The sequence below is a fragment of the Sphingopyxis sp. BE259 genome (assembly GCF_031457495.1).
In the GTDB taxonomy this organism is placed as follows: domain Bacteria; phylum Pseudomonadota; class Alphaproteobacteria; order Sphingomonadales; family Sphingomonadaceae; genus Sphingopyxis.
This window is the reverse complement of the sequence record NZ_JAVDWM010000001.1, coordinates 686,920-712,509: the sequence shown is the minus strand read 5'-3', so window position 1 is coordinate 712,509 and position 25,590 is coordinate 686,920. Positions and strand designations below refer to the sequence as shown.

The following is a 25,590-nucleotide window of genomic DNA, read 5'->3' as shown; positions in this document are numbered from 1 at the left end:
GGAGCGGTGGCGTGCAGTGCGAGGACTGCACGCCACGCGTCAGTCAATCGTCGGCGCTGATGCCGCCGAGGATAAACTTGTCCCCGGGCTGTACGTCCTGCTGGCCCGACGGCAGCGCGCCGAGGGTTTCGTCCTGGGCGGCGCCGAGATCGATGATGTCGTCATGCGTTTTCATGTCACGTTCCTTTTCAAGGTTGCGACCAAGATGAGTCGCAGTTGAAAAGTATGCCTCGCGTCAGAGCGCTACTATTTAATAATCCAATTATTATTCTAGGCGTTGCATCGCGAAAAAGTGACCGAGCAAAGGAAACGCGCGTCTGGAGCACGTACCACCACCTTTAGCAATTGCCTGGACATACGTGGCGGAACCCGGTCACTCGCCCAGTTGACTGTACGGGCGCGCGCCTATTTCCAACAGATCGACCGCAATCAGCAACCAAAACTGCGACCGAAAATGGATCTAATTGGAGTATGCCGTCCAAAGCTGCGCCAGCGGGGTTGCGCGCTGCGATACCGGCGATCGCTAGATCGTCTGATCCTGTCCGGCGGTGCTAGCCTGAACTGATCCAATTTTCTGATGAGAGGCACCAGATTCTTACCCACGGCACGGTACTTGTCGCGACCTTGGAGAGGTTAACTGAGGGAGGATATGAGAGGCAACCTACAGGATTTGAACCGGTGACCTTCGCCATCAGAGAGTCGTCAAGATTGGTCTTGGAAAGGTCCGATCGAAGAGCAGATTTGCGCGTGGCCACGAGGTTTTTTCGCTCCTGAAAACGGTGATTGCTGGGTGATTGCTGGCCAATTTTTGGAGGTCAAAATTCTGTTAAAAGTCATTCTATTTCAATAGCATGATTGACTTGTCACATGAAGTCTGGTATTTCCGCTATCGGCGCCACTGACCCGCAAGTCTTCGGCGCGCAAACAAATGGGGCGGCCTCGTTATGAGTGCCGCCCCAGTTTAGTGGAACCGTCGGGGAGAGGGAGAGGACGGTCCGGAGATGGTGTCTTGTCTAGCTTAGCGCGACGCCATCTGGCTGTCGGTTTCGACTTCGGCGACGCCGGCAATCTTCAGTGCGGCGCGGAACTGCTTGGCAGCGGCGCGTTCATTGCCGGCTTCGCACAGCTTCTTGCCGGTCGAAACAAAGCGCTTGGCGCTCGCCTGCTTGCCGCCGTCAACGCCGGTAGCGGCGACATGGGCCTGTTCGGCCAGACCAGCGCAGCGATAGTCGCTGCCCGACTGCGCGTAAGCGGGGGTAGCGGTTGCCATCAGGCCGGTGAAGGCCAGCGCCGACGCGGCGACGATAGCGAAAGCGGCAGGAAAGCGACGGAATGAGGAGATCTGATAGGCCATGGGAGAGGTTCCTTTCGTTTCGTTGTGCAACCCTTTTAGGCGCGGTTGCGCACATAGATAATCCTCTATAATCTGCAAGTGCTTTGAAGCAGGATTTAACAATCCCCCACGGGGCGCTCGACGGGATCGAAGCCTTCCTGCGTGTCGCGGAAAGGCGCAGCTTTTCGGCCGCCGCCGCCGATCTCGGCGTGTCGCCATCGGCGATCAGTCAGACGATCAGGGGGCTGGAGGCGCGCGTCGGCGCGCCGCTGTTCATGCGCACGACGCGCAGCGTCGGACTGACGCAGGCGGGCGAACAGTTTCTCGAACGCGCCGCCCCCGCCTATGCCGGCCTCGCCGAGGCGTATGAGGCAGCGCGCAATCTGGGTAACAGGCCCGCAGGCCGCTTGCGGATCAACCTGATGCGCGGTGCGATCCAGCCGATGTTCGAGCCGATCCTGTCCGGATTCTGCGACGCCTATCCCGACATCGAACTCGAAATCTTTGGCGATGACAGCCTCAGCGACCTGAGCGCGGGCGGTTTCGACGCCGGGGTGCGAATGGGCGAATCGCTCGACGCCGATGTCATCGCGGTGCGATTGACCTCGCCCTTCCGCTTCACCGTCTTTGGTGCCCCTGCTTATTTCGAACGCCATGGCCGCCCCCGCGATCCGGCCGATCTCAGCCGACATCGCTGTGTGCGGCTGCGGCTGGCGAGCGGCGGGCTGATGCCTTGGTCTTTCATGGAAGGCAATCGCGAGGCGGAGGTCGCAGTCAGCGGCCCGGTGATCGTCAACGAGCAGTCGGCGATGATCATGGCGGTCCGCAGCGGCGTCGCGCTGGGCATGACCGCCGAGCCGGTGTTGAAGGAGCATATCGAGCGCGGCGAGCTGGAGATCGTGCTCGGCGAACGTGCCGTCTCGACCGCGGGGCTGTTCCTCTATTATCCCAGCCGCAAACAGGTGATGCCCAAATTGCGCGCCTTTATCGATTATGCGCGCGACTATCTGCCCGAAGACCTGACCCGCTGATCTGACGCGCTGAACGGGATCAGGTGGGCGCAAAAACAAATCCCTTCACCGGCAGCAGAAAAATTGGACTCGCATCGGGCGCCAAATACCGGCAGCAGGTTGTCAACTAAAAGGGTTGGGATGTTACCATGATCGATTTTGCGGCTATCGACTTTACCGCGCTGCTGCCGTTCATCCTGATCGGTTTCGCCGCGCAGCTGGTCGATGGCGCGCTGGGCATGGCGTTCGGCGTGATCTGCAACACCCTGCTCGTCGCGGTGCTCGGGGTGCCGCCCGCCACCGCCTCGGCGCGTATCCATGTCGTCGAGATTTTCACCACCGGCGCGTCCGGGCTCAGCCATTTGTTTCACCGCAACATCGACTGGCCCTTATTCTTTCGGCTCCTGGTGCCAGGGGTCATTGGCGGCGTGTTGGGCGCCTATGTGCTGACGTCGCTCCATGCAGACGTGGTGAAGCCCTTTGTGCTCGGTTATCTGGTGCTGATCGGCATCTGGCTACTCGTGCGCGGGCTGCTTTATCCGCCGAAGATCTCGAAACCCAAGGTCGTGGCGCCGCTGGCGGTCGTCGGCGGTTTCCTCGACGCCGCGGGCGGCGGCGGCTGGGGACCGGTTGTAACCTCGAACCTGCTCGTCCAGGGCGGCGAACCGCGCAAGATCGTCGGCACGGTCAACAGCGTCGAGTTTTTCCTGGCGGTTGCCGTGTCGGCAGCCTTTATCTGGCACTTGGGGTTCGAGGAGATTCTGGGACCCACGTTGGGGCTGATCATCGGCGGTGTCGCCGCCGCGCCGCTCGGCGCCTATATGGCAAAACGCTTCTCGCCAAAGGTCATGCTGGTGATGGTCGGCGTCGTCCTGACCGCGACCAGCGCGTTCGGGTTGTATAAGGCGGTTATGTGATGACCTGCCGCTAGCGACCGAAAGCGGCCAAAAAAGCCTCGTCATCCCGGGCTTGATCCGGGATCCATCCGTCCCCTCAGGATACGGCGGCGCGAGGCGTCATGGACCCCGGATCAAGCCTGTCCTGAGCCTGTCGAAGGGTCCGGGGTGACGAAAGGAGGAAACCTCCGCCACCACCCCAAAACCACCACTCCATTCAATTCGCCGGCTTGGTTTCGTCGATCTTTTCGACCCATTCGGGATAAAAGCTCGGCTCGCGCGCCGACCAGCCGGGCGCGGTCGCGGCGGCTTCGCTGATCGACTGAAGCAGCAAGCGCCGCTTGTCGGGATGCAGATGTGGCAGCGACGCGGCGGCGCAAAAGGCACCCGGCAACCACGGCCGTGCGTGCCCGCCGAGCAGACGTTCATACAGGAAGCGGTAGGATGCAAAGCTGGGCAGGCGGTCCTGACCTAGGTCGAATGCCGACACCGCCACTAGCGGCGCCATAAACTGTTCGAGCGCATCAAGGCCGCTATCGTCGGGAATATGGGCCCGAATGTCGCCGATCCGCTGATAGACGCGGGCCTGAACGCGGATCGCGGTTTCCTCGACCATGTCGCGCGACCAGCGGGCGATCGCATCGTCGCGTTCCAGCCCGATGTCGAGCGAGCGGCGGATGTACCGCTGCGTCGCCGCCGGAAAGGCCGCAAATTCCTTGATTTCCGCAATCGACAGATCACCGGCTGCCGGTCCCGAACGCGTCGCCATGGTCGTGCTCCTGCACGGCGCCCGGGGAGCCATCCCCCCGGAGGCCTGCAACTCTGCAATCTGCCACTAAAATGGTTAGCGGCGGGTTAACCATGATGTTGGCGATCATTCAGCCGATTGAGGGGCGTTGCACGGCGGCGCCAGCGGGCCTAATCAGCGTGCCCTTGAAACCATAAGACACACGCAGGTCCATCATGTCGCACACACCGCAGCCGGTCATTTCCGCAACCGGCCTTTTCACCCCCGCCGAACATATCGCCAACGAAGAACTTGTCGCCAGTTTTAACGCCTATGTTGCGCTGCACAATAGGGAAAATGCGGCGGCGATCGCGGCGGGCGAGATGGCCGAACTGACTGAATCAAGTGTCGAATTCATCGAGAAGGCGAGTGGTATCGGGTCGCGGTTTGTGGTCGACAAGGCGGGCATATTGGACCCCGATCATATGGCGCCGCGCCTGCCCGAACGCAGCAATGAAGAATTGTCGATCCTCGCCGAAATCGGCGTCGCGGCGGCGAAGGATGCCCTGTCGCGCGCTGGCCGCGATGCGGACGACGTCGATGCGGTGCTATGCGCCGCGTCAAACATGCAGCGCGCCTATCCCGCGATGGCGGTCGAAATCCAGGACGCGCTCGGCATCGACGGCTTTGGATTCGACATGAATGTCGCCTGCTCGTCGGCGACCTTCGGCATCCAGACTGCCGCCGATTATATCCGCGCCGGACACGCCAAAAGCGTGCTGGTCGTGAACCCCGAAATCTGTTCGGGCCACCTCAACTGGCGCGACCGCGACAGCCATTTCATCTTTGGCGACGTCGCGACCGCGATCTTGGTCGAGGACAAGGATATTGCGCCCGCGGGGCATTGGGACATTCTTGGTACCAAATTGAAGACGGTCTTTTCGAACAATATCCGCAACAATTTCGGCTTCCTCAACCGCGCCCATGGCGGGATCGATCAGGATGGGCCGAAGAGCGACAAATTGTTCGTCCAGGAAGGCCGCAAGGTGTTCAAGGAGGTTGTGCCGATGGTTGCCAACATGATCGTCGAGCAGATGGAAGTGCTGGGGCTCGAGGGCGCCGACATGCGGCGGCTGTGGCTGCACCAGGCGAACACCAACATGAACCGGCTGATTGCGCAGCGTGTGCTGGGCCATGAAGCGAGCGAGGACGAAAGCCCGACGGTGCTGAACACCTATGGCAATACGTCGAGCGCCGGGTCGATCATCGCCTTTCACCTGAATCACGAAGATATGGTCGCGGGCGACACCGGGCTGATCTGTTCGTTCGGTGCGGGCTATTCGGCTGGGACGGTGTTTGTGCGAAAGACCTGAATTCCAACCATCGTTCGTCCTGAGGAGCCATTCAGCTTGTCGAAATGGCGTCTCGAAGGATCTGGCGCCGCGCCGATCCTTCAAGACGGGCCTTCGCAAAGCTCAGTCCCTCCTCAGGACGAACGGTCTTTTTGGCGGCGACGTCACGGCACAAAGGTCGTGAACAGATAAATCGCGAACAGCATCAGGTGGATCACTCCCTGCAGCACGGTGGTGCGCCCGTTCGCCAGCGTCTGCGACGCAACGATCAGCGACAGGAACAGCAGCACCGTCGATTTGGCGTCAAGGCCCAGGCTGATCGGCAGGTCGGTGACGATCGACAGCACCGCGACTGCGGGAATGGTCAGGCCGATGGTCGCGAGCGCCGAGCCGAGCGCGAGGTTGAGGCTGGTCTGGAGCCGGTCGGCCTTTGCCGCGCGCACCGCCGCCAGCCCCTCCGGCGCCAGGATCAGCGCCGCGATCAGCACCCCGAGCACCGCGGGCGGCGCCCCCCATTCGGCGAGCAACACGCCCATCACGGGCGACAGATTTTTGGCGAGGAGCACGACCGCGACCAGGCTGGCGAGCAACAAGGCGCCGGAAATGGCGGTGCGCTGGATGGTTGGCGGTTCGGCATGGGCGTCGGGGACACCGTCGCCATCGGCATCGGCGTCGGGTTCCGGCAGGAAATAGTCGCGGTGCCGCACCGTCTGGACCAGCGCAAAGGTGCCATAAAGAATCAACGACACCGCCGCGACAAAGCCGAGCTGGGTCGCCGAATAAAAGGGTCCGGGGACACTCGACGTGAAATTGGGCAGCACCAGTGTCACGACGGTAAGCACCGTCAGCGTCGCCAGCGCGGCGCCGATGCCGGTGCGCTGGAAACGCTGTTCATGGTGGCGGATCGCCCCGCTGAGCAGGCACAGCCCCATCAACAGATTCAGGATCACCATCACCGCGGCAAAAACGGTGTCGCGCGCCAGCGTCTGCGCCTTTTCGGGTTCGGCCTGCATCAGCGTGAGGATCAGTCCGACCTCGATCACCGTCACCGCGAGCGCGAGGATGAGGGTACCGAACGGCTCGCCGACGCGGTGCGCGATGACTTCGGCATGGTGGACCGCGGCGACGACGGCGCCCATCAAAATGATCGCAACGAGCCAGGCATTGAGCGGCATCGCGAGGCTGGCCATCGCGGCGACAAAGCCCAGGATCGGGAACAGGTCGTTGGTGCGGTCGGCGAGGCGGAGTTTTGTGGTCATGGGGCTGCTATCGCAGGCGCCCCTGCCCATGACCACCCCCAACTTCGTCATCCCGGCGGAGGCCGGGATCTCGCCGGTGCAGCATGACGAGAGGATGAGATCCCGGCCTCCGCCGGGACGACGGTAGCGTGATTAGTGCGAGCGGACGGGCAATCCCGCCGCGGCGAGCCGCGCATGGGCTTCGGCGATCGTCGCTTCGCCGAAGTGGAAGATGCTGGCGGCGAGCACCGCGCTCGCGCCGCCCTCGACGACGCCCGCGACCAGATGGTCAAGGTTCCCCACCCCGCCGCTGGCGATCACCGGCACGCTCACCGCATCGGCGATCGCGCGGGTCAGCGTCAGGTCATAGCCATCCTTGGTGCCGTCGCGGTCCATGCTGGTGACGAGCAATTCGCCCGCGCCGAGGGCGGCGAGCCGTACCGCATGACCCACCGCGTCGATGCCCGTCGGCTGGCGGCCGCCATGGGTGAAAATCTCCCAGCGACCATCGGCAACGCGCCGCGCGTCGATGCTGCCCACCGCACACTGGCTGCCGAAGCGGTCGGCGATGTCGGCGACGAGTTCGGGCCGCGCCACAGCGGCGCTGTTCACCGCGACCTTGTCGGCACCCGCGAGCAGGAGCGCGCGCGCATCGTCGGCGCTACGCACCCCGCCGCCGACGGTCAGCGGCATGAAACAGACTTCGGCGGTGCGGCTGACCATGTCGAGCAAGGTGCCGCGGCCCTGATGAGTGGCGCTGATGTCGAGGAAGCACAGCTCGTCGGCACCCGCGGCGTCATAGGCGCGCGCCGCCTCGACCGGGTCGCCCGCATCGCGCAGATCAATGAAATTGATGCCCTTGACGACGCGCCCGTCGGCCACGTCCAGGCAGGGGATGACGCGAACGCGGACGGTCATCGGAGCGGCCTCTCCACCCCGTTTGTGTCGAGCGAAGTCGAGACACGCCGAACGGTAGCGCCCAGCCAAGACGTGTCTCGACTTCGCTCGACATGAATGGAGGTGGGGATGGTCCTCACGCCGCGCCCACCGCAATCGCTTCGGCCAGGTCCAGCCGCCCGTCATACAGCGCCCGCCCCGTGATCACGCCTTCGATGCCGTCGGCGACATGCGGGCGGAGCGCGTGGATGTCGGCGATGTCCGCAACCCCGCCGCTCGCGATCACCGGAATGGCAACCGCCTGCGCCAGCGCCACCGTCGCTTCAACATTGCAGCCCTTCAGCAACCCGTCGCGCCCGACATCGGTGAACAGCAGCGCCGCGACCCCGGCATCCTCAAAGCGCCGCGCCAGATCCTCGACCCGCACATCGGACACGTCGGCCCAGCCCTCGGTCGCGACCATCCCGTCGCGGGCATCGACGCCGACGATGATCCGCCCGGGCAAGTCGCGCGCCGCCGATTTGACGAACTCGGGGTCCTTCAGCGCCGCGGTGCCGATGATTACCCGCTCGACGCCCAGCGCCAGCCAGCGATCCACCCCGGCGCGGTCGCGGATACCGCCGCCGACCTGGACCTTGCCCGGAAAGGCCGCGATGATGCTCTCGACCGCGGCGCCGTTGACGCTGGCGCCCGCAAAGGCACCGTCGAGATCGACGACATGCAGGTGCGACGCCCCAGCGTCGGCGAACAGCCGCGCCTGCGCCGCCGGATCATCGCCATAGATGGTCGCGCGATCCATATCGCCCTCGGCCAGCCGCACCACCTGTCCGCCCTTGAGGTCGATCGCGGGGAAGATGGTCAAGGCCGCCATGCGAGGAATCTTTCGAGCGTTGCGAGGCCGTAGGCCTGGCTTTTTTCGGGGTGGTACTGGACGCCGACGATATTGTCCTTCGCCACCGCGGCGGTGAAGGTCGCGCCGTGGCTGCTGGTGGCGGCGACATCGACCGCGTCGGCGAAATGATAGCCGTGGAGATAATAAGCCTCGCCCGCCGCGATGACCGGATGGACGCCGGTTGGCACAACATCGTTCCAGCCCATGTGCGGGATTCGCAGGCCGGGTTGAGGGTCAAATGCGCGCACGGTGCCGCCGATCCAGCCGAGCCCTTGGTGCCTGCCATGCTCCTCGCCCGCGTCGGCGAGCAATTGCATGCCGACGCAGATGCCCAGAAAGGGTGCGCCTTCGGTACGGACGCGGCGCTCCATTGCGTCGATGAGGCCAGAGATTGCCGACAGCCCGTTCATGCAGGCCGCAAACGCCCCGACGCCCGGCAGCACGATGCGATCGGCTGTGGCGACAACGTCGGGATCGGCCGTAACCGCCACGCCATCGGCGCCCGCCGCGATGAGCGCATTATGCACCGAGCGAAGATTGCCCGCGCCATAGTCGATCAGGGCAATCGCGGTCATCGGCTGGTCCTTAAAGGACCCCCTTGGTCGAGGGAATCGCATCGCCCTTGCGCGGGTCGATTTCGACCGCCTGGCGCAGCGCGCGCGCCAGCGCCTTGTACATGCTTTCGGCGATATGGTGGTTGTTCTCGCCGTAGAGCGTCTCGATGTGCAGCGTGATTCCGGCGGTCTGGGCAAAGCTGTGGAACCAGTGCGGGAACATCTCGGTGTCCATTTCGCCGAGGCGCGGCTGCGAGAAGGTGGATTTGTAAACACAGTGCGGGCGCCCCGAAATGTCGAGCACGCAGCGGGTCAGCGTTTCGTCCATCGGGGCATGCGCCTCGCCGTATCGCGCGATACCGCGTTTGTCGCCGAGCGCCTTCAACACCGCCTCACCCAGCGCGAGCGCCGAATCTTCGACCGTGTGGTGCTGGTCGATGTGGAGATCGCCCTTCACCTGCATCGAAATGTCGATCAGCGAGTGGCGCGACAATTGTTCGACCATATGGTCGAGGAAACCGATGCCGGTCGAAACCGCGTAATCGCCGGTGCCGTCGAGATTGACGGCGATCGCGATGTCGGTTTCCTTGGTCGTGCGCTGGACGGTGGCGGTTCGCATGTCCTGCCCCATAGCAGCCACTTTTCGCCATGCAAGGCGACTCTCCCCCCTTGACCCACCCGCTTGGTCCGTTCATCCCCCTGCCCCATGAGTGAAGACGTCCGCGACAGCCTGATTCCCTATGACGAAATCGTGCAGGACGCCCTGCGCGCCGTGGTCGGCCGCGTGCTGCGCCAGGTCGAAGGCTATGACAGCCTGCCCGGCGAGCATCATTTCTATATCACGTTCAAGACGCAGGCGACCGGGGTGTCGATTCCGGCGCATCTGATCGCCAAATTCCCCGACGAAATGACGATCGTGCTGCAGAACCGTTTCTGGGATCTGAAGGTCGCGACCGACCATTTCAGCGTCGGCCTGTCCTTCAATCAGACGCCGTCGATCCTGACTATTCCCTATGCCGCGATCACCGCTTTCGTCGATCCGTCGGTCGATTTCGGATTGCAGTTTCAGGTCAGCGACGACGATTCCGTCCAGCCCGAACCGCATGACGAGGCCGACAATGATCGCCCCGACGTCGTCAGCGACGATGGGTCGAACGTCGTGACGGTGGATTTCGGCAAGCGGAAATAGCGCCATGGCGCCGCCATGGCCCCCCAGCCGGTTCTGGCAATATTGGGCGCTCGCCGGGATGTTGGTGCTGACCGCCGCCTTCTGGTGGAGCGTCGCGGGTTATAGCCTGTTCGAGGAAGCGACATCGCGCGGCCAGATCGCCGACGGGCTGCTCCGCTTCAGCCTGATGATCCTCACCCCCGCGCTGGTCCTTGTCTGGCTGATCGCCGCCTGGCTGCGCCGCCGCGTCGGCGAAACCGGCTATTGGCAATTGCTCGGGCTGGTCGCGATGATCTGGACAGGGTCGGTGCTGGTGACGCGGACGCTGGTGGGATGAACGCCACCCGGACCGAAAGCGACAGCATCGGCGCGATCGAGGTTCCGGCCGACGCTTATTGGGGCGCGCAGACCGAACGCAGCCGTCACAATTTCGCGTTTCCCGCGCATGAACGCATGCCATTGCCGATCGTCCATGGCCTGGCGCGGATCAAGGCCGCGGCGGCGCGGGTCAACCGCGCGCACGGGCTCGACGCCGGATTGGCCGACGCGATTGCCGCCGCCGCCGATGCCGTCGCGGCCGGGCGATATGACGATCAATTCCCGCTCGCGATCTGGCAGACCGGCAGCGGCACCCAGTCGAACATGAACGCCAACGAGGTGATTGCCGGAATCGCCAACGAAGCGCTGACAGGAACGCGCGGCGGCAAGGCGCCGGTACATCCCAATGATCATGTCAACATGGGGCAGTCGTCGAACGACAGCTTTCCGACCGCGATCCATGTCGCGGTGGCGGTCGAGACGACCGCGCGGCTGCTCCCCGCGCTGATCGCGCTGACCGATGCGCTGGCGGCAAAAGTCGCGGCATGGAGCGACATTGTCAAGATCGGCCGCACCCATTTGCAGGACGCCACCCCGCTGACGCTGGGGCAGGAATTTTCGGGCTATGTCGCGCAGCTGATCGCCTGCCGCGCCCGCATCGAGGGCGCGATGGCGCACAATATCTGCAAGCTGGCGCAGGGCGGCACCGCGGTCGGCACCGGGCTCAACGCGCCCGTCGGCTTCGACGCCGCGATGGCGGCCGACCTCAGCCACAGCACGGGCATCGCGTTCGAACCCGCACGCAACAAGTTCGAGGCGCTGGGCTCTAACGATGGGCTCGTCTTTTTCTCGGGCGCACTGAACACGCTCGCCGTGGCGCTGACCAAGATCGCGGGCGACATCCGCCTGCTCGGCTCCGGCCCGCGCGCGGGCCTCGGCGAGCTCGACCTGCCGGCCAACGAGCCGGGCAGTTCGATCATGCCGGGCAAGGTCAATCCGACCCAGTGCGAGATGCTGTCGATGGTCGCAGGCCAAGTAATCGGCAACCATCAGGCCGTCACCGTCGGCGGGATGCAGGGACATCTTGAACTCAACGTCTTCAAGCCGCTGATCGGCGCCAATGTGCTGCGCTCGATCGATCTGCTGAGCATCGGCATGGCAGGCTTCACCGAACATTGCGTCGTCGGCCTCGCCCCCAACCGCGCCCGCATCGACGAATTGATGAACCGCTCGCTGATGCTCGTCACCGCACTGGCGCCAGAAATCGGTTATGACAAGGCGGCGAAGATCGCCAAGCACGCCCATGACAGCGGCAGCACGTTGAAGGAAGCGGCGTTGGACCTCGGCTATGTCGACGCCGCGACGTTCGACCGGCTGGTCGATCCGCGGACAATGCTCGGGCCGGAACCGAACGCCCCGTCCGCGAATTGATAGGGGAGAAGGAGAGATGGGCATGATTGGCAGGATCGTTGGCGGCGCTCTGGGCAGCGCCATCGGGAAACAAAAAGGCAATCACCCGGTCGCCGGTGCGGTCATCGGCGCTGGCGCGCTATTCGCGGCGCGGCGCCTGTTCCCGCAGCGTTATGCGGCGATCGCCGCTTGGGCCGCCGCGGGCTATCTGACCAAGAAATGGGCCGAGCGCGCCGAAGCCCGCAAGGCCGCCGAAGAGGCGCATGCGCTCGATCCGCAGCTGGCGCAGGCGGGTGTTGTCGACACCTACGCCGGGACCGCCGATGTCGAGCCGGACGGGCAGAAGATGGGCGACGCGCTACCGCCAGCGATTCCGGTGGATGACAATGCGCCGCGGGGCGCGATCCACTAGGTCGGGCTACCCCCCGCCTGCCACGCCTTGATCGCCTCGACGGGCGAGACCAGCATCAGCACGTTAAGCGTCAGATTGTCGCGGATTGTCCACAGGGTGAAAAGTTCGAATACGATCGCGATGATAAGCGTGACCCACCAGCGCATCCGGCTGGCGGCGAGGAAACCCGCGATCATGAACAGCGCGTCGCTGACCGAATTCAGGATCGAATCGCCGCTGTAGCCGAATGCCATCGTCACCTCGCGATAACGGTCGATAATGATCGGAGAATTTTCGAGGATTTCCCACGCCGCCTCGATCCCGATCGCCAGCGCGAGCAGCACCCAGAGCGGCTGGCGCGGCAGCAGCCAGCGACCGAGACCGTAGAAGATGAAGCCGTGGATGATGTGGCTGAAGCTATACCAGTCCGAAATCTGCTGGCTGTTCTGGTCCGACTGGACGGTGCCATGCCACAAGCTGATCGTGCCGCACGGACAGATCGGCGGGCGGCCCATCGCGAACAATATCGCGGTAAACACCGCCAACAATGCCGCGGCGACCAGCCAACCCTTGCGCGAAATTCCTGCCATGCCTTGCCCCCTTCGCGCTTGACCCGTGGCGCTGCTTTCGCGAATAGCGGCCATGGCTGAAAGCGTCCACCTCAACCGCCGCGGCGTGTTGTTCGCCCTGTCCTCGCCGTCGGGCGCCGGCAAAACCACGATCTCGAAAAAGATGCTGGCGAGCGATCCCGACATCGCGCTGTCGATTTCGGCGACGACGCGGCCGATGCGGCCCGGCGAGCAGGACGGCGTCGATTATCATTTCGTCGATGTCGAAACCTTCAAACAAATGGCCGCCGACGGCGAATTCCTCGAATGGGCGCACGTGTTCGGGCATCGTTACGGCACCCCGCGCGCGCGGGTCGACGAACTGCTCGACGCGGGCAAGGACGTGCTGTTCGACATCGACTGGCAGGGCGCGCAGCAGCTGTATCAAGAGGCGGGGCCGGACGTGGTTCGCGTCTTTGTCCTGCCGCCGACGATGGACGAACTCGAACGCCGCCTGCGCGCGCGCAAGACAGACAGCGACGAGGTGATCGCCGCCCGTATGGCGCGCGCCGCGAACGAGATCAGCCACTGGGACGGCTATGACTATGTGCTGATCAACGATCAAGTCGACGAATGTTATGGCGAAGTGATGGCGATCCTGCGCGCCGAGCGGTTGAAGCGCCGCCGCCAGATCGGGCTGATCGGCTTTGCGCGCGATTTGATCCGGTCGGTGCCTGAGGGCGATACGGCGATTTAGGTTTGATACCCTCCCCCTTCATGGGGGAGGCGGCGAGACTTGCCAGCTTGCTGGCTTAGTCGCAGCGGTGGGGGTGCGGTCTCGGCCTGAAACAACGGCACGATGACGCTGCATCACCCTCATCCAACTCCGCCTAATCGCTTCGCGATAAGGCTGCGTATCCTTCTCCCATCAAGGGAGAAGGAGTTTACACTGGCGTCACCAAACTCGCAGTCAGCTCCGCAACCATCTCGGCACGCAGCGGCTTGGCCTGATTGTCGGTGCGGCACACGACCACCGTGTCGCAGGTCGCGATGGCTCGGCCATTCTGGAACATCGCCTGGACGATCGTCCAGCTGGAGGTGCCGAGCCGCCCGATGCCGGTCGCAATCTCGACGGGGTCGGGGAAATTGCCCTCGGCCAGATAGTTGATCTCGACCGCGGCGACCATCGTGCGTTCGTTCGCCGGACGCTCGCCCAGCGGGCGGACCTGGCGGTTGAGCAGGACGCGCCCACTTTCGAACAGCGCGGCAAAGGCCACATTGTTGAGGTGGCCGTTGATGTCCATGTCCTGAAAGCGCGTCTGAAACTCGGTACAGACGGGGTAGCTGGCGGCATCGAGCCGCCAGCTTTCCGGTTTCGGCATATCAGCGCGGACCCATGCGGATCCCGCCGTCGAGGCGCACGTCCTCGCCGTTGAAATAGCCATTCTCGATCATCGTCAGCGCAAGCCCTGCATATTCGGCCGGATTGCCAAGGCGTTTCGGGTTGAGCACCGAAGCGCCCAGCGCATCGCGGACATTCTGCGGCGCACCCGCGAGCAGCGGGGTGTCGAAGATGCCGGGTAGGATCGTGTTGACGCGGATGTTTTCCGAAGCGAGGTCGCGCGCGATCGGCAGGGTCATGCCGACAACGCCGCCCTTCGATGCCGAGTAAGCCGCCTGGCCGATCTGGCCGTCTTCGGCGGCGACCGATGCAGTGTTGACGATCGCACCGCGCTCGCCGTCTTCCATCGGATCGAGCGTCATCATGCCGGCCGCCGATTTGGCGATGCAGCGGAAGGTGCCGACGAGGTTGATCTGGATGATCCAGTTGAACGCATCGAGCGGGAAATGCTTGATGCTGCCGTCTTCCTTGCTGCGGCTGGCGGTCTTGATCGCGTTGCCGGTGCCCGCGCAATTGACGAGGATGCGTTCCTGCCCGATCGCTTCGCGCGATTTGGCGAAAGCGGCGTCGACCGATGCATCGTCGGTGACATTGCATTCGCAGAATACCCCGCCAAGCTCAGCGGCGAGGGCGGTGCCTTTTTCTTCCTGCAGGTCGAAGATCGCGACCTTGACGCCCTTGGCCGCGAGCGCGCGCGCAGTGGCGGCACCGAGGCCCGAGGCGCCGCCGGTGACGACGGCGGATACGGTTGAGTCGAGTTTCATTCTAATGTTCCTTCCTTAGTTCCGTTCGCCCTGAGGAGGGGCTGAGCTTGTCGAAGACCCGTCTCGAAGGGCCGCCACGTCGCAGTCCTTCGAGACACCATTTCGACAAGCTCAATGGCTCCTCAGGACGAACGGTTGTTCGATTTCAAAGCCGTTCGATGATCGTGACGTTGGCCTGACCGCCGCCTTCGCACATCGTCTGCAGGCCATATTTGCCGCCGGTCGCGTCGAGCACGCCAAGCAATGTCGCCATCAGCTTGGTGCCGCTGGCACCGAGCGGGTGGCCGAGCGCGATCGCGCCGCCATGTTGGTTCAAACGCGCATGATCGGCGCCGAGATATTTGAGCCACGCCAGCGGCACCGGGGCGAAGGCTTCGTTGACCTCATAAGCGTCGATGTCACCGATCTTCATGCCCGCGCGCTTCAGCGCCTTTTCGGTCGCGAACAGCGGTTCTTCGAGCATGATCACCGGGTCGCCCGCGGTCACCGAGACATGGTGGATACGCGCGCGCGGGGTCAGGCCATGGTCTTTCAGCGCCTGCTCCGACACGATCAGCGCCGCCGAGGCGCCGTCGCAGATCTGGCTCGCAGAGGCGGCGGTGATGGTGCCGCCTTCCTGTAGCAATTTCACGCCTGCGATCCCCTCCAGGGTCGCGTCGAAGCGGATGCCTTCGTCGACGAGGTGCGTCTGGCGGCCCTCGGGGGTGTCGATGTCGAGGCCAACGATCTCGCGCTGGAAATGACCGGCTTCGGTCGCCGCCTTGGCGCGGCGGTGGCTTTCGAAGGCATAGGCGTCGAGGTCGTCCTTGGTGAAGCCATGCTTCTTGACGATCATTTCGGCGCCCATGAACTGACTGAACATGATGCCGGGATATTTCTCTTCCAGCCGCTCCGACTTGTAGTGGCCTAGGCCTTCCTTGATGAACAAGGTCGCGACGCTGCCCATGGGCACGCGCGTCATGCTTTCGATGCCGCTGGCGAGGACGATGTCCTGCGTTCCCGACATCACCGCCTGCGCGGCGAACATCATCGCCTGCTGCGACGATCCGCACTGGCGGTCGATCGTCACCGCGGGGATCGAATCGGGCAGGTTCGAGGCGAGGACGGCGTTGCGGCCAAGGTCCATCGTCTGCTGCCCGCCCTGCGACACGCAGCCGGTGATGACGTCGTCGATCTTCGAGGTGTCGAAGTCATTGCGGGCGGCAATCGCGTCGAACACCGCCGCGCCAAGGTCGACGGGGTGGACGCCGGCGAGTTTGCCGCCGCGCTTGCCGCCGGCGGTGCGGACGGCGTCAACGATATATGCGTGGGCCATGGGGATAGTCCTTTCACCTTCTTCCCTCTCCCCTTGCGGGAGAGGGATGTGGAGACTTGGCAGCTTGCTGCCTAGTCGAAGCTGGGAGAGGGGTCGCGCTTCAGCGCCAACGTCAGAACCCCTCACAAGACTTGCAAGGCGACAAGTCGCCAAGCCAAGTCTTTCTCTCCCGCAAGGGGAGAGAGTTTAGTTATCAGAGCTTGCGCCCGATCAGTTCCTTCATGATCTCGTTCGTGCCGCCGAAAATCCGCGTCACGCGCGCCGCGCGCCAGGCGCGGGCGATCGGATATTCGTTCATATAACCCGCGCCGCCGTGCAGCTGGAGACATTTGTCCATGACTTCCCATTGCAGGTCGGTGTGCCACAGCTTCGCCGCGGCGCCCTCCTCCGGGGTCAGCTCCTTTTTCAGATGCCGCGCCAGCGCCCAGTCGAGATGCGCCCAACCGACCTGCAGCTTGGTCTTCAAATCGGCGAGGACGAAGCGCGTGTTCTGGAAATCGAGGATCGGTTTGCCGAACGCCTTGCGGTCGCGCGTGAATTCGACCGTGTCGTCGAAGGCGCGCTGCGCCGACGCCTGTGCGGACACCGCGATTGAAAGCCGTTCCTGCGGCAGTTCGCTCATCAGATAGATGAAACCCTTGCCTTCTTCTCCCAGGCAATTGGTGATCGGGACGCGAACGTCGTTGAAGAACATTTCCGACGTGTCGGCCTCGTCCTGCCCGATCTTGTCGAGGTTGCGGCCGCGCTGATAGCCTTCGCGGTCGGCCTCGACGAGGACGATCGACACGCCCTTCCACGCCGGCTGCACCTCGGTGTCGGTCTTGACGCAGACGAGGATCAGGTCGGCGTTCTGACCGTTGGTAATATAGGTTTTCGAGCCGTTGATGACATAATGATTGCCATCCTTTTTCGCGGTCGTCCGCATCCCTTGCAGGTCGCTGCCGGTGCCGGGTTCCGTCATCGCGATCGCGGTGATCACTTCGCCAGACACCATCTTGGGCAGCCAGTGCTTCTTCTGCTCCTCGCTGCCATATTTGACGATATAGTTGGTGACGATGTCCGACTGGAGCGAGAAGCCGGTGGTGGCGCGGCCATAATAGGCGCTCTCTTCGTCGACGATCGCGTTATAGCCGAAATCGAGGCCCAGCCCGCCATATTCCTCGGGCACCGTGGGGCACAACATGCCAAGTTCGCCCGCCTTGGGCCAGATCGACTTGGGGACGATCTTGTCCTCGGCCCATTGCGCCGCGTTCGGCGCGACCTCCTTTTCCAGGAACTGGCGGACGGTGGCGCGAAACGCCTCATGATCGTCGGTATAGGCAGAGCGCGACAGGTTATCGAGCGACATGGCTTTCCTTTCCCTTGCGGCAGCCGAACGCAGGCGGGGAGTCGGCCGCAACTTTTCGGCCGTCAAAAGACCTTACGTTTACGTGCACGTCAAGTGGAAAGACGTTACGGCAGGAAACTCTTTCATCGTCGCCCCTCTGCCCTCGTCATCCCGGACTTGATCCGGGATCCATGCGACGCTGACGAGCGGGCAGCGCGCGACCTCATGGACTCCGGATCAAGTCCGGGGTGACGAATGTTGCAGCTGCCTCCCTCTCATGTTCCAGTGCCGAATAGGTTTGCAGGCGCTGGGCAGCGCCCCCTCCCCGCGCTACCATATCCACCATGGTGCAACTTCTTCTCGACGCCGACGCGCTGCTCGGCGAATCGCCGCGCTGGAGCGTGGCCGAACAACGGCTGTACTGGGTCGATATCGAGGGACGGACGATCCACCGCACCGACCCCGCGACCGGCACGGATGAGGTGATGCAGCTCGATCAGCAGGTCGGCTGCGTCGCGCCCCGTGCGGGCGGCGGGCTGGTCGCGGCGCTGGAGGATGGCTGCGCGCTGATCGACGCATGGGGCGCTGCACCGCGGGCCTTCGGTCCGGCGGTGCTGGCGGACAAACCCGAGCAGCGGTTCAACGACGGCTGCATCGATGCTTTGGGCCGACTGTGGGTCGGCAGCCTGACGAGCGACAAGGCGAATCCCGCCGCGACGCTCTATCGCCTCGATCCTGACGGTTCGCTCGCGGAAGTTTTCGGTGGCCTCACCACCAGCAACGGCGCGGCGTTCAGTCCCGACGGGCAGACATTCTATCACGCCGATACCCCGACCCATGCGGTCCGCGCCTATGATGTCGATCCGGCGACCGGCGCCTTGGGCGAAGGCCGGGTGTTCCACCAGTTTGCGTTGGGGAATGGTCGCCCCGACGGCGCGGCGGTCGATGCCGAGGGCTGCTACTGGTCGGCGCTGTGGGACGGGTGGCGCGTCGTCCGCCTGTCGCCCGCGGGCGAATTATTGCAAACGGTCGAGTTGCCGGTGCAGCGCCCGACAATGATCGCGTTCGGCGGCGCGGATATGCAAACGGCGTTCGTCACCAGCGCGGGCAAGAATTTGTCCGACGACGAGCGTAAAGCACAGCCACACGCGGGCGGGGTGTTTGCGTTCCGGGTCGCGGTGCCGGGGTTGGTCCAGCCGATGTTTGGAGGATGAGAACGCCCGCTCGATCAAACCGATTGTCCTGAGGAAGGACTGAGCTTTGGCGAAGGCCCGTCTCGAAGGACGCCGGGCCGCGCTGGGTCCTTCGAGATGCCATTTCGACAGGCTCAATGGCCCCTCAGGACGAACGGAGGTTGGAATGTGAAGGCGATCCCCCAAAACTTGCACATCGCCGCCACATAAGGTTAAGACAGCCCCAACTGGTTTCGACCGAAACCGTTTCCCCGGGGAGATTTGTTCATGCTGCGCCACGCGCTTCCTTTTCGCCGTCACCTGCCCATATTGCTCGCATCCACCGCGTTGCTCGCGGGTTGCACCAATATGGACCGACCGATGACCGCTGCCACCGCCCCTGCCGCCACGCCCGCGCCCGCCGCATCGCCTGTCGCACAAAACCCGATGCTGGCGGAATGGACCGGCCCCTATGAAGGGGTGCCGCCGTGGGACAAGATGGATCCCGAACTGTTTCCCGACGCCTTTACCAAGGGCATGGCGGCAACGCGCGCCGAGGTGCAGGCGGTGATCGACAATCCCGCGGCGCCGACGTTCGAAAACACCCATGTCCCGATGATGCTGGCGGGCGACACGATGGAGCGGCTGTTCGCGCTGTGGGGCGTCCAGACGTCGAACAAGTCGAACGATCGGGTCGAGGACATCGACGCCGAATGGAGCCCCAAGCTCACCACTTTCTACACCGAACTGTTCCTCGATCCCAAATTGTTCGCCCGCTACAAGGCGGTTTACGACAAGCGCAATTCGAGCGGCCTCAACGCGCAGCAGATCCGTATCGTCGAGCGCAGTTATGACGAGATGGTCCGCGACGGCGCCAACCTGTCGGCGGCCGACAAGACCAAGCTGGTGGCAATGAATTCTAAGCTGGAGGGGCTGTTTTCGGCCTTCTCGTCAAAGCTGCTCGGCGACGAAAAGCTCTATACCTTTGTCACCGACAAGGCCGAACTGGCGGGACTCGACGCGGGCTTCGTCGCCTCGCTCGCCGCCGCCGCCGAAGCCAATGGCAAGCCCGGTCAGTGGGCGATCAAGAACACTCGCTCGTCGGCGCAGCCGGTGCTGCAAAACGCCACCAACCGCGCGCTGCGCGAGAAGGTCTATAAGGCGTTTGTCAGCCGCGGCGACAATGGCGACGCCAACGACACCAACGCGACGATCGCCGAAATCCTGGCGCTGCGCCAGCAGCGCGCCGAACTGCTCGGCTTTCCCAACCATGCGACGTACCGCATGGCCGACACAATGGCGAAGACCCCCGCCAATGCGATGGGGCTGATGATGAAGGTGTGGCCTGCCGCGGTGGCGCGGGTGAAGGAAGAGGTCGCCGACATGCAGGCGATTGCCGACCAAGAAGCGAAAGCCGGCAAGGGACCGAAAATCACCATCGAGCCGTGGGATTACCGCTTCTATTCGGAAAAGGTCCGCAAAGCCAAATACGACCTCGATGAAAGCGAGGTGAAGCCGTATCTCCAGCTCGACAAGCTGGTCGACGGCATGTTCTGGTCGGCGGGCCAGCTCTATGATCTGGGGTTCCGCGAAAACACCGGGACGATCCCGGTGTTCGACCCCAAGGTGCGGACGTTCGAGGTGTATAACCTCAAGACGAACGAGAATGTCGGCGTCTTTTACCTCGACAATTTCGCCCGCGACGGCAAGCGGTCGGGCGCCTGGATGACCACCTATCGCAGCCAGCAGACGCTGGGCGGCGAACGCAATGTGCTGGCGTCGAACAACAATAATTTCACCGAGGCGGCGAAGGGCGAACCGACGCTGATCAGCCTCGACGATGCCACGACCTTGTTCCACGAATTCGGGCACGGCATCCACTATCTGCTCCAGCATATCTACTACCCGGCCTTGGCAGGCGTGCCGCGCGACTTCGTCGAATATCCCAGCCAGGTGAACGAAAATTGGTTGATGACCCCCGAAGTGCTGTCGAAATTCGCAACGCACTACAAAACGGGCGCGCCGATGCCGCAGGCTTTGCTCGACAAGATCGAGGCGTCGGGCAAGTTCAATCAGGGCTTTGAAACCGTCGAATATCTGTCGAGCGCGATCGTCGACATGAAGCTGCACGATCGCAAACTGCCGCCGACCGACATCGATAAGTTTGAGCGCGAGACGCTGGCCGAAATCGGCATGCCGCGCGAAATCGTCATGCGCCACCGCCTGCCGCAATTCGGCCATCTGTTTTCGAGCGACGCCTATTCGGCGGGCTATTACAGCTATTTGTGGTCCGAAACGATGGACGCCGACACTTGGGCGGCGTTCACCGAAGCGGGCGGCCCCTGGGACCGCACCGTCGCCGACCGCTTCCGCACCATCTTGCTGATGACCGGCAACGAAACCGACCGCGCCGAGGCCTATCGCGCCTTCCGCGGCCGCGATCCCGACGTGTCGGCGCTGCTGAAAAAGCGCGGGTTTCCGACCGAATAGCCTGAACAAAACCGGGGAGGCAAAGGGGGTCTTTATGGCCCCCTTTGTTTGTCCGGCTGGCCGGGGTAACGAATGTCGGGAAGCGACCGGAAGCGGACGTCAACAACTTCGTCATCCCGGACTTGATCCGGGATCCATGCGACCTTTAAGCGAAAGGCAGCGCGAGACGTCGTGGACCCCGGATCAAGTCCGGGGTGACGAGGAAAAGGAATATCCGCTCCCCACCCCAAAGCAGCCTCAGCGCGCCCTCCCCATTCGATTCCGATTGACGATCACCAAAAACGATATAAATATGATATCATCTTTATATCGAGTCGGAGGGAAAAATGGTTGATGGAGGGACACCCGCGCTGAATCGCAGTCGTGAGACGCGCGCGCGGACGCAAAGCGGTTATTTGATGCTGCTGATCTGGGTGTTGTTGCTCGGTGTGGCGATATGGGCGGCGACCAGCAATGTGGGGGGCGATGGGGTCGATTGGAACTGGTCCTGGGGCGTCGTGATCGCCAGCGCCGTGGTCGGCACAATCATTCTGTGCGGCTTTTACCTGATCAACCCGAACGAAGCCGCGGCGATCCAGCTGTTTGGCGCTTACAAGGGCACCGACCGAGAGGAGGGGCTGCGCTGGGTGCTGCCCTGGCTGACGCGCAAAAAGATCGCGGTGCGCGCTAACAACGTGATTTCGGACAAGATCAAGGTCAACGATCTGCGCGGCAACCCGATCGAGATGGCGGCGCAGGTCGTGTGGCGCGTCACCGACACCGCGCAGGCGCTGTTCGACGTCGATGATTACAAGGAATTCGTGATGGCACAGATCGAGGCCGCGGTGCGCTCGATTGGCTCGCGCTACCCCTATGACGACATCGAACATCAGGAAGTCACGCTGCGCGGCAATCATGACGAGGTCGGCATCGAGCTTCGCAAGGCGCTGATCGAGCGGCTGGAAGTGGCCGGAATTACCGTCGACGAATGCGGCCTGACCCACCTCGCTTATGCCCAGGAAATCGCCGGTGCGATGCTGCGCCGCCAGCAGGCCGAAGCGGTGATCGCGGCGCGCAAGAAGCTGGTCGAGGGCGCGGTGACGATGGTCGAAATGGCACTGACCCAATTGTCCGAAAAGGGCGTCGTCGATCTCGACGACGAACGCAAGGCGGTGATGGTGTCGAACCTGATGGTCGTGCTGTGCGGCGAACGCGATACGCAGCCGGTGGTGAACGCCGGGTCGCTTTACTGAGCGAGTCGATAAATGCCCGCGTCCGCCAAAAAAGCCTTTGCCCTCCGCCTCGACCCCGCGCTGTACGCGGCGGTCGAGCGGCTGGCGGCGAACGAGTTGCGCAGCACCAATGCCGAGATCGAAATCTTGCTGCGCGAGGCGCTGGCGCGGCGCGGGGTGAAGCCCAAGGCGACGGCGCCCACACGGCGCGGGCGGCCGCCGAAAGAGGAGAGTGGATCATGATGCATATGTTCATGCGCAAAGGACCGTGGTTTCGCGCGAAGAGCCATGGGTTTGGTACCGGGCTGCCGATCGTTTGGGAGGGCGGGCTTTTTATGGCGCTGCACGTGGCGATGATCACGGGGCTGGCGGCGGCGTTGCGGGGTCAACCGGTGGCAATGACGATCGCGGTGATCCTGGCGGGGCTGGCGCCGATGCCGATCTATCGCGCCAAGACCGAGGGCGGCTGGCGCTGGCGGTGAATGGAGCAATCCTCCCTGTGGCGCAGCCACGGGGCGGTGGCAGCCCGCAGGGCTGACGGAGGGGCTTTTACACGACCGTCGCGGCCCCTTGACCATCCGCTTCGCGGACGGTCCCCTTCCCCATGGCTTCGCCATAGGGAGGATCGCTGACCTTTTCCACCGCTAGCGCCGTGACCCCGCTTGCCCCCCAAGGGGTTGATGGTTAAGGCCGATCATCATGACTAGTACCCCCACCGCCGTTCGTATCGCTCCATCGATCCTCAGCGCCGATTTCGCCGCTCTGGGCCAGGAAGTGCGCGCGATCGAGGCGGCGGGCGCCGACTGGGTCCATATCGACGTGATGGACGGCCATTTCGTCCCCAATCTGACGATCGGTCCGGCGGTGGTGAAGGCGCTGCGCCCGCATTCGACGCTGCCCTTTGACGTCCATTTGATGATCAGCCCGGTCGATCATTTCCTCGACGCTTTTGCCGCGGCGGGCGCCGACATCATCACCGTCCATCCCGAAGCGGGGCCGCATATCCACCGCAGCATTCAGCACATCAAGTCGCTGGGCAAGCAGGCGGGGGTGTCGCTGAACCCGGCGACCCCGGCGAAGATGCTCGACTATCTGATCGACGACATCGACCTGGTGCTGATCATGAGCGTCAACCCCGGTTTCGGTGGCCAGAGCTTTATCACCAGCCAGCTGCGCAAGATCGAGGCAGTGCGCAAGATGATCGACAAAAGCGGCCGCGATATAAGGCTGGAGGTCGATGGCGGCATCGATGTGAACACCGCGCCGCTGGCGATCGCGGCAGGCGCCGATGTGCTGGTGGCGGGGACCGCGACCTTCAAGGGCGGCCCTGACGCCTATGCGGGCAATATCCGGCAACTGCGCGGCGCCTGACCGATGGAGGGGAGACCGCTCAATTCTGCCCCTGCCGACCCGCCGCCCGATTTGGCTGACGACGCGCCGCCGATCGACGATTCGATCGAACCCGGCAAGCGGCTGATCCGCCTGCCCGCCGACAAGGGACTGTCGCTCGGTGACCGCGTTGCCAATGCGATCACCCGGCTGACCTGGCGCACCCCGCTCCACGCCTTCCGCCTGAAGGGCCGCTTTCCGCTCAAATTGCTAGGCGTTCCGGCCGATCCGGTACCCGGCGACAACCGGGCCGGGACTGCCATTCGCGCCGGCCATTTCCTCCATCGCGGTTTGAAGCTGCCGCTCGGCGAGCTCGACTTTGCGGCGCTGACCGTTGCGCCGACCTTTGCCGACTACCTCCACAGCTTTGCCTGGCTGCGCGATCTCGCCGCCACCGGCACCCGCGCCGACGGAGTGCCGATCGCCGAGGCGGTCGTTCGCCACTGGCTGGGCACGCATGGCGAGACGGTGAGCGAACCGGCGTGGAAGGCCGACAACACCGCGTGGCGCATTCTGTTCTGGGCGAGCCATGCGCCGCTGATCCTGTCGTCGAGTGACCTCGTCTATCGTTCGGCGGTGCTCAATCATCTGGCCCGCGCCGCGCGCCACCTTGACCGCGTCGCCGACAAGACGCGCCCCGGCACCGGCCAGATGGTGGCATGGGTCGGCATCGTCGCCGCGTCGCTGCTGATGCCGGGCGGCGAGCCGCGGCAGGTGTTCGGTGAGGCGGGCCTCCGCAAAGTGCTCGAAACCAGCTTCTACGCTGATGGCGGTAATATCTCGCGCTCACCGCAGGCGCAACTCGACGCGGTGATGGCGCTGTCGATGCTCGCCAAAGTTTATGACATGCGCCGGATGGAGGTGCCGCCGTTCGTCCAGGAGGTGCTGGCGCGTGCCGTCCCGGCGCTGCTTGGGCTGCTGCACAGCGACGGCGGTATGGGCAGCTGGCAGGGCAGCGGCGCGACATCGGCGGCCACTGTTCAGGCGATCGTCGCCGCGAGCGGCGTGCGCACCCGGCCGCTGAAACAGGCACGCGACTGGGGCTATCAGCGGCTGGTCGCCAACAAGGTCGTCCTGCTGACCGACGCCGCGCCGCCGCCGATCGCGCGGGTGACCGAGGCTGGCTGCGCGTCGACGCTGGCGTTCGAACTGTCCGACGGGGACGAACGCATCGTCGTCAATTGCGGCGGCGCCGCGCTGACCGGCGCGACGATCCCCGCCGACCTCGCGCGCGGCCTTCGCACCACCGCCGCCCATTCCACATTGATCCTGGCCGACACCAATTCGACCGCGATACTGCCCAATGGAACGCTCGGCAAAGGGGTGACCGAGGTCGAGCTCGACCGGCGCGAAACGCCGCAGGGCAGCCGCGTCGAGATGAGCCACGACGGCTATGCGCGGCGCCACGGGCTGATCCACCGCCGCCTGCTGATCCTGTCCCCGAACGGCCGCGAGCTGCGCGGCGAGGACATGCTGCTCCCCGCCCCGCGCACCCGGCGCAAGGGCGACAAGGGGTTCGCGCTGCGCTTTCACCTCGGCCGCAATATCTCGGCCAGCCTGACCGCCGATAAGCTGGGCGCGCTACTGCGCATCAATGGCGGGACACTGTGGCAATTCCGCACCTCGGAAGGCGCGCTCGACATCGAGCAAAGCCTGTGGGTCGACGGCGAGGGCCGCCCGCACCCGACCGAACAACTGGTCGTCACCGGCACCACGCCCGCAGGCGGCGCCAGCATCGGGTGGATTTTCAAGCATATCGGGTAGCTTTTGCGTTGTCATTGCAAGG

General features: G+C 63.9%; 28 protein-coding genes. 15 read left to right on the top strand and 13 right to left on the bottom strand.

The window, feature by feature from the left end:
- Positions 1–43 precede the first annotated feature (43 nt).
- Both J2X44_RS03430 and J2X44_RS03425 read right to left on the bottom strand, forming a co-directional pair.
- Complete coding sequence (locus tag J2X44_RS03430) at positions 44–175, bottom strand: hypothetical protein (protein ID WP_257545256.1); 132 nt, start codon at positions 173–175, stop codon at positions 44–46.
- Between the two features lie 843 nt (positions 176–1,018).
- On the bottom strand, positions 1,019–1,354 hold the full coding sequence (locus tag J2X44_RS03425) for a hypothetical protein (RefSeq protein ID WP_137752014.1): 336 nt from the start codon (positions 1,352–1,354) through the stop codon (positions 1,019–1,021).
- 83 nt (positions 1,355–1,437) lie between these two features.
- Between J2X44_RS03425 and J2X44_RS03420 the strand changes: the two genes are divergently transcribed.
- Positions 1,438–2,364, top strand: coding sequence for a LysR family transcriptional regulator (locus tag J2X44_RS03420; RefSeq protein ID WP_310087937.1), 927 nt, complete (start codon positions 1,438–1,440; stop codon positions 2,362–2,364).
- 128 nt (positions 2,365–2,492) lie between these two features.
- Positions 2,493–3,260: a sulfite exporter TauE/SafE family protein gene (locus J2X44_RS03415; RefSeq protein ID WP_310087935.1), complete on the top strand. Its 768-nt coding sequence runs from the start codon at positions 2,493–2,495 to the stop codon at positions 3,258–3,260.
- A gap of 196 nt (positions 3,261–3,456) precedes the next feature.
- Here J2X44_RS03415 and J2X44_RS03410 read toward each other — a convergent pair whose 3' ends face one another.
- The gene (locus J2X44_RS03410) at positions 3,457–4,008 is read right to left on the bottom strand and encodes a hypothetical protein (protein ID WP_310087933.1); all 552 of its coding nucleotides are present in this window, start codon (positions 4,006–4,008) and stop codon (positions 3,457–3,459) included.
- Positions 4,009–4,202: 194 nt separating this feature from the next.
- On the opposite strand from J2X44_RS03410, the gene J2X44_RS03405 reads away from it, so the two are divergent.
- Positions 4,203–5,339: a beta-ketoacyl-ACP synthase III gene (locus J2X44_RS03405; RefSeq protein WP_310087931.1), complete on the top strand. Its 1,137-nt coding sequence runs from the start codon at positions 4,203–4,205 to the stop codon at positions 5,337–5,339.
- 143 nt (positions 5,340–5,482) lie between these two features.
- Here the strand turns inward: J2X44_RS03405 and J2X44_RS03400 are convergent, their stop codons facing one another.
- The 5 genes from J2X44_RS03400 to hisB form a co-directional block, all read right to left on the bottom strand.
- Positions 5,483–6,577 (bottom strand): ionic transporter y4hA, encoded by a 1,095-nt coding sequence (locus tag J2X44_RS03400; RefSeq protein WP_310087930.1) that lies wholly within the window; start codon positions 6,575–6,577, stop codon positions 5,483–5,485.
- 132 nt (positions 6,578–6,709) lie between these two features.
- Positions 6,710–7,474 carry an imidazole glycerol phosphate synthase subunit HisF gene (gene hisF / locus J2X44_RS03395; protein WP_310087927.1) on the bottom strand — a complete coding sequence of 255 codons (765 nt, stop codon included), beginning with the start codon at positions 7,472–7,474 and terminating at the stop codon, positions 6,710–6,712.
- A 115-nt stretch (positions 7,475–7,589) separates the two neighbouring features.
- The gene (hisA, locus tag J2X44_RS03390; RefSeq protein WP_310087925.1) at positions 7,590–8,324 is read right to left on the bottom strand and encodes a 1-(5-phosphoribosyl)-5-[(5-phosphoribosylamino)methylideneamino]imidazole-4-carboxamide isomerase; all 735 of its coding nucleotides are present in this window, start codon (positions 8,322–8,324) and stop codon (positions 7,590–7,592) included.
- Positions 8,312–8,920, bottom strand: coding sequence for an imidazole glycerol phosphate synthase subunit HisH (hisH, locus tag J2X44_RS03385; protein ID WP_310087924.1), 609 nt, complete (start codon positions 8,918–8,920; stop codon positions 8,312–8,314). The genes hisA and hisH overlap by 13 nt, the downstream gene beginning before the upstream one ends.
- Before the next feature lie 10 nt (positions 8,921–8,930).
- Positions 8,931–9,518, bottom strand: coding sequence for an imidazoleglycerol-phosphate dehydratase HisB (hisB, locus tag J2X44_RS03380; protein WP_310087922.1), 588 nt, complete (start codon positions 9,516–9,518; stop codon positions 8,931–8,933).
- An 87-nt stretch (positions 9,519–9,605) separates the two neighbouring features.
- Here hisB and J2X44_RS03375 point away from each other — a divergent pair, with 87 nt between their 5' ends.
- Genes J2X44_RS03375 through J2X44_RS03360 form a run of 4 tightly spaced genes read left to right on the top strand, consistent with a single transcriptional unit; the run spans position 9,606 to position 12,207 of the window.
- Positions 9,606–10,088 (top strand): ClpXP protease specificity-enhancing factor SspB, encoded by a 483-nt coding sequence (locus tag J2X44_RS03375; RefSeq protein ID WP_310087920.1) that lies wholly within the window; start codon positions 9,606–9,608, stop codon positions 10,086–10,088.
- Between the two features lie 4 nt (positions 10,089–10,092).
- Positions 10,093–10,404: a hypothetical protein gene (locus tag J2X44_RS03370; protein WP_310087918.1), complete on the top strand. Its 312-nt coding sequence runs from the start codon at positions 10,093–10,095 to the stop codon at positions 10,402–10,404.
- Positions 10,401–11,816 (top strand): class II fumarate hydratase, encoded by a 1,416-nt coding sequence (gene fumC, locus J2X44_RS03365; protein ID WP_310087916.1) that lies wholly within the window; start codon positions 10,401–10,403, stop codon positions 11,814–11,816. Before J2X44_RS03370 ends, fumC begins: the two co-directional genes overlap by 4 nt.
- Before the next feature lie 22 nt (positions 11,817–11,838).
- On the top strand, positions 11,839–12,207 hold the full coding sequence (locus tag J2X44_RS03360; RefSeq protein ID WP_310087915.1) for a hypothetical protein: 369 nt from the start codon (positions 11,839–11,841) through the stop codon (positions 12,205–12,207).
- On the opposite strand, the gene J2X44_RS03355 is transcribed toward J2X44_RS03360, so the two are convergent.
- Positions 12,204–12,776: a DUF2585 domain-containing protein gene (locus tag J2X44_RS03355; protein ID WP_310087913.1), complete on the bottom strand. Its 573-nt coding sequence runs from the start codon at positions 12,774–12,776 to the stop codon at positions 12,204–12,206. The genes J2X44_RS03360 and J2X44_RS03355 overlap by 4 nt on opposite strands.
- 52 nt (positions 12,777–12,828) lie before the next feature.
- On the opposite strand from J2X44_RS03355, the gene gmk reads away from it, so the two are divergent.
- Positions 12,829–13,491, top strand: a complete 663-nt coding sequence (gmk, locus tag J2X44_RS03350; RefSeq protein ID WP_310087912.1) for a guanylate kinase — start codon at positions 12,829–12,831, stop codon at positions 13,489–13,491.
- Between the two features lie 187 nt (positions 13,492–13,678).
- On the opposite strand, the gene J2X44_RS03345 is transcribed toward gmk, so the two are convergent.
- The 4 genes from J2X44_RS03345 to J2X44_RS03330 all read right to left on the bottom strand — a co-directional run bounded on the left by J2X44_RS03345 (position 13,679) and on the right by J2X44_RS03330 (position 17,563).
- The gene (locus J2X44_RS03345) at positions 13,679–14,116 is read right to left on the bottom strand and encodes an acyl-CoA thioesterase (protein WP_310087910.1); all 438 of its coding nucleotides are present in this window, start codon (positions 14,114–14,116) and stop codon (positions 13,679–13,681) included.
- Between the two features lies 1 nt (position 14,117).
- Positions 14,118–14,900, bottom strand: coding sequence for an SDR family NAD(P)-dependent oxidoreductase (locus J2X44_RS03340; protein ID WP_310087908.1), 783 nt, complete (start codon positions 14,898–14,900; stop codon positions 14,118–14,120).
- A gap of 145 nt (positions 14,901–15,045) precedes the next feature.
- Positions 15,046–16,215, bottom strand: a complete 1,170-nt coding sequence (locus J2X44_RS03335; protein ID WP_310087906.1) for an acetyl-CoA C-acetyltransferase — start codon at positions 16,213–16,215, stop codon at positions 15,046–15,048.
- 193 nt (positions 16,216–16,408) lie between these two features.
- Complete coding sequence (locus J2X44_RS03330) at positions 16,409–17,563, bottom strand: acyl-CoA dehydrogenase family protein (protein WP_310087904.1); 1,155 nt, start codon at positions 17,561–17,563, stop codon at positions 16,409–16,411.
- Between the two features lie 323 nt (positions 17,564–17,886).
- Here J2X44_RS03330 and J2X44_RS03325 point away from each other — a divergent pair, with 323 nt between their 5' ends.
- The 7 genes from J2X44_RS03325 to J2X44_RS03295 all read left to right on the top strand — a co-directional run bounded on the left by J2X44_RS03325 (position 17,887) and on the right by J2X44_RS03295 (position 25,568).
- Positions 17,887–18,756, top strand: a complete 870-nt coding sequence (locus tag J2X44_RS03325) for an SMP-30/gluconolactonase/LRE family protein (protein WP_310087903.1) — start codon at positions 17,887–17,889, stop codon at positions 18,754–18,756.
- A 246-nt stretch (positions 18,757–19,002) separates the two neighbouring features.
- Positions 19,003–21,204 carry a M3 family metallopeptidase gene (locus J2X44_RS03320; protein ID WP_310087900.1) on the top strand — a complete coding sequence of 734 codons (2,202 nt, stop codon included), beginning with the start codon at positions 19,003–19,005 and terminating at the stop codon, positions 21,202–21,204.
- A gap of 326 nt (positions 21,205–21,530) precedes the next feature.
- The gene (locus tag J2X44_RS03315) at positions 21,531–22,436 is read left to right on the top strand and encodes an SPFH domain-containing protein (RefSeq protein ID WP_310087898.1); all 906 of its coding nucleotides are present in this window, start codon (positions 21,531–21,533) and stop codon (positions 22,434–22,436) included.
- A 12-nt stretch (positions 22,437–22,448) separates the two neighbouring features.
- Positions 22,449–22,658, top strand: a complete 210-nt coding sequence (locus J2X44_RS03310) for a toxin-antitoxin system HicB family antitoxin (RefSeq protein ID WP_310087896.1) — start codon at positions 22,449–22,451, stop codon at positions 22,656–22,658.
- Positions 22,655–22,897, top strand: coding sequence for a hypothetical protein (locus tag J2X44_RS03305; protein ID WP_310087894.1), 243 nt, complete (start codon positions 22,655–22,657; stop codon positions 22,895–22,897). The genes J2X44_RS03310 and J2X44_RS03305 overlap by 4 nt, the downstream gene beginning before the upstream one ends.
- A 217-nt stretch (positions 22,898–23,114) precedes the next feature.
- Positions 23,115–23,786 carry a ribulose-phosphate 3-epimerase gene (gene rpe / locus J2X44_RS03300; protein ID WP_310087892.1) on the top strand — a complete coding sequence of 224 codons (672 nt, stop codon included), beginning with the start codon at positions 23,115–23,117 and terminating at the stop codon, positions 23,784–23,786.
- 3 nt (positions 23,787–23,789) lie between these two features.
- On the top strand, positions 23,790–25,568 hold the full coding sequence (locus tag J2X44_RS03295; RefSeq protein ID WP_310087890.1) for a heparinase II/III family protein: 1,779 nt from the start codon (positions 23,790–23,792) through the stop codon (positions 25,566–25,568).
- The last annotated feature ends 22 nt before the right edge of the window (positions 25,569–25,590 follow it).

What these genes read in the sequence shown, in the direction of transcription:
- J2X44_RS03430 (WP_257545256.1), bottom strand. Translation starts at nt 175, where the DNA reads ATGAAAACGCATGACGACATCATCGATCTCGGCGCCGCCCAGGACGAA.
- J2X44_RS03425 (WP_137752014.1), bottom strand. Translation starts at nt 1,354, where the DNA reads ATGGCCTATCAGATCTCCTCATTCCGTCGCTTTCCTGCCGCTTTCGCT.
- J2X44_RS03415 (WP_310087935.1), top strand. Translation starts at nt 2,493, where the DNA reads ATGATCGATTTTGCGGCTATCGACTTTACCGCGCTGCTGCCGTTCATC.
- J2X44_RS03410 (WP_310087933.1), bottom strand. Translation starts at nt 4,008, where the DNA reads ATGGCGACGCGTTCGGGACCGGCAGCCGGTGATCTGTCGATTGCGGAA.
- J2X44_RS03405 (WP_310087931.1), top strand. Translation starts at nt 4,203, where the DNA reads ATGTCGCACACACCGCAGCCGGTCATTTCCGCAACCGGCCTTTTCACC.
- J2X44_RS03400 (WP_310087930.1), bottom strand. Translation starts at nt 6,577, where the DNA reads ATGACCACAAAACTCCGCCTCGCCGACCGCACCAACGACCTGTTCCCG.
- hisF (WP_310087927.1), bottom strand. Translation starts at nt 7,474, where the DNA reads ATGACCGTCCGCGTTCGCGTCATCCCCTGCCTGGACGTGGCCGACGGG.
- hisA (WP_310087925.1), bottom strand. Translation starts at nt 8,324, where the DNA reads ATGGCGGCCTTGACCATCTTCCCCGCGATCGACCTCAAGGGCGGACAG.
- hisH (WP_310087924.1), bottom strand. Translation starts at nt 8,920, where the DNA reads ATGACCGCGATTGCCCTGATCGACTATGGCGCGGGCAATCTTCGCTCG.
- hisB (WP_310087922.1), bottom strand. Translation starts at nt 9,518, where the DNA reads ATGCGAACCGCCACCGTCCAGCGCACGACCAAGGAAACCGACATCGCG.
- J2X44_RS03375 (WP_310087920.1), top strand. Translation starts at nt 9,606, where the DNA reads ATGAGTGAAGACGTCCGCGACAGCCTGATTCCCTATGACGAAATCGTG.
- J2X44_RS03370 (WP_310087918.1), top strand. Translation starts at nt 10,093, where the DNA reads ATGGCGCCGCCATGGCCCCCCAGCCGGTTCTGGCAATATTGGGCGCTC.
- fumC (WP_310087916.1), top strand. Translation starts at nt 10,401, where the DNA reads ATGAACGCCACCCGGACCGAAAGCGACAGCATCGGCGCGATCGAGGTT.
- J2X44_RS03360 (WP_310087915.1), top strand. Translation starts at nt 11,839, where the DNA reads ATGATTGGCAGGATCGTTGGCGGCGCTCTGGGCAGCGCCATCGGGAAA.
- J2X44_RS03355 (WP_310087913.1), bottom strand. Translation starts at nt 12,776, where the DNA reads ATGGCAGGAATTTCGCGCAAGGGTTGGCTGGTCGCCGCGGCATTGTTG.
- gmk (WP_310087912.1), top strand. Translation starts at nt 12,829, where the DNA reads ATGGCTGAAAGCGTCCACCTCAACCGCCGCGGCGTGTTGTTCGCCCTG.
- J2X44_RS03345 (WP_310087910.1), bottom strand. Translation starts at nt 14,116, where the DNA reads ATGCCGAAACCGGAAAGCTGGCGGCTCGATGCCGCCAGCTACCCCGTC.
- J2X44_RS03340 (WP_310087908.1), bottom strand. Translation starts at nt 14,900, where the DNA reads ATGAAACTCGACTCAACCGTATCCGCCGTCGTCACCGGCGGCGCCTCG.
- J2X44_RS03335 (WP_310087906.1), bottom strand. Translation starts at nt 16,215, where the DNA reads ATGGCCCACGCATATATCGTTGACGCCGTCCGCACCGCCGGCGGCAAG.
- J2X44_RS03330 (WP_310087904.1), bottom strand. Translation starts at nt 17,563, where the DNA reads ATGTCGCTCGATAACCTGTCGCGCTCTGCCTATACCGACGATCATGAG.
- J2X44_RS03325 (WP_310087903.1), top strand. Translation starts at nt 17,887, where the DNA reads ATGGTGCAACTTCTTCTCGACGCCGACGCGCTGCTCGGCGAATCGCCG.
- J2X44_RS03320 (WP_310087900.1), top strand. Translation starts at nt 19,003, where the DNA reads ATGCTGCGCCACGCGCTTCCTTTTCGCCGTCACCTGCCCATATTGCTC.
- J2X44_RS03315 (WP_310087898.1), top strand. Translation starts at nt 21,531, where the DNA reads ATGGTTGATGGAGGGACACCCGCGCTGAATCGCAGTCGTGAGACGCGC.
- J2X44_RS03310 (WP_310087896.1), top strand. Translation starts at nt 22,449, where the DNA reads ATGCCCGCGTCCGCCAAAAAAGCCTTTGCCCTCCGCCTCGACCCCGCG.
- J2X44_RS03305 (WP_310087894.1), top strand. Translation starts at nt 22,655, where the DNA reads ATGATGCATATGTTCATGCGCAAAGGACCGTGGTTTCGCGCGAAGAGC.
- rpe (WP_310087892.1), top strand. Translation starts at nt 23,115, where the DNA reads ATGACTAGTACCCCCACCGCCGTTCGTATCGCTCCATCGATCCTCAGC.
- J2X44_RS03295 (WP_310087890.1), top strand. Translation starts at nt 23,790, where the DNA reads ATGGAGGGGAGACCGCTCAATTCTGCCCCTGCCGACCCGCCGCCCGAT.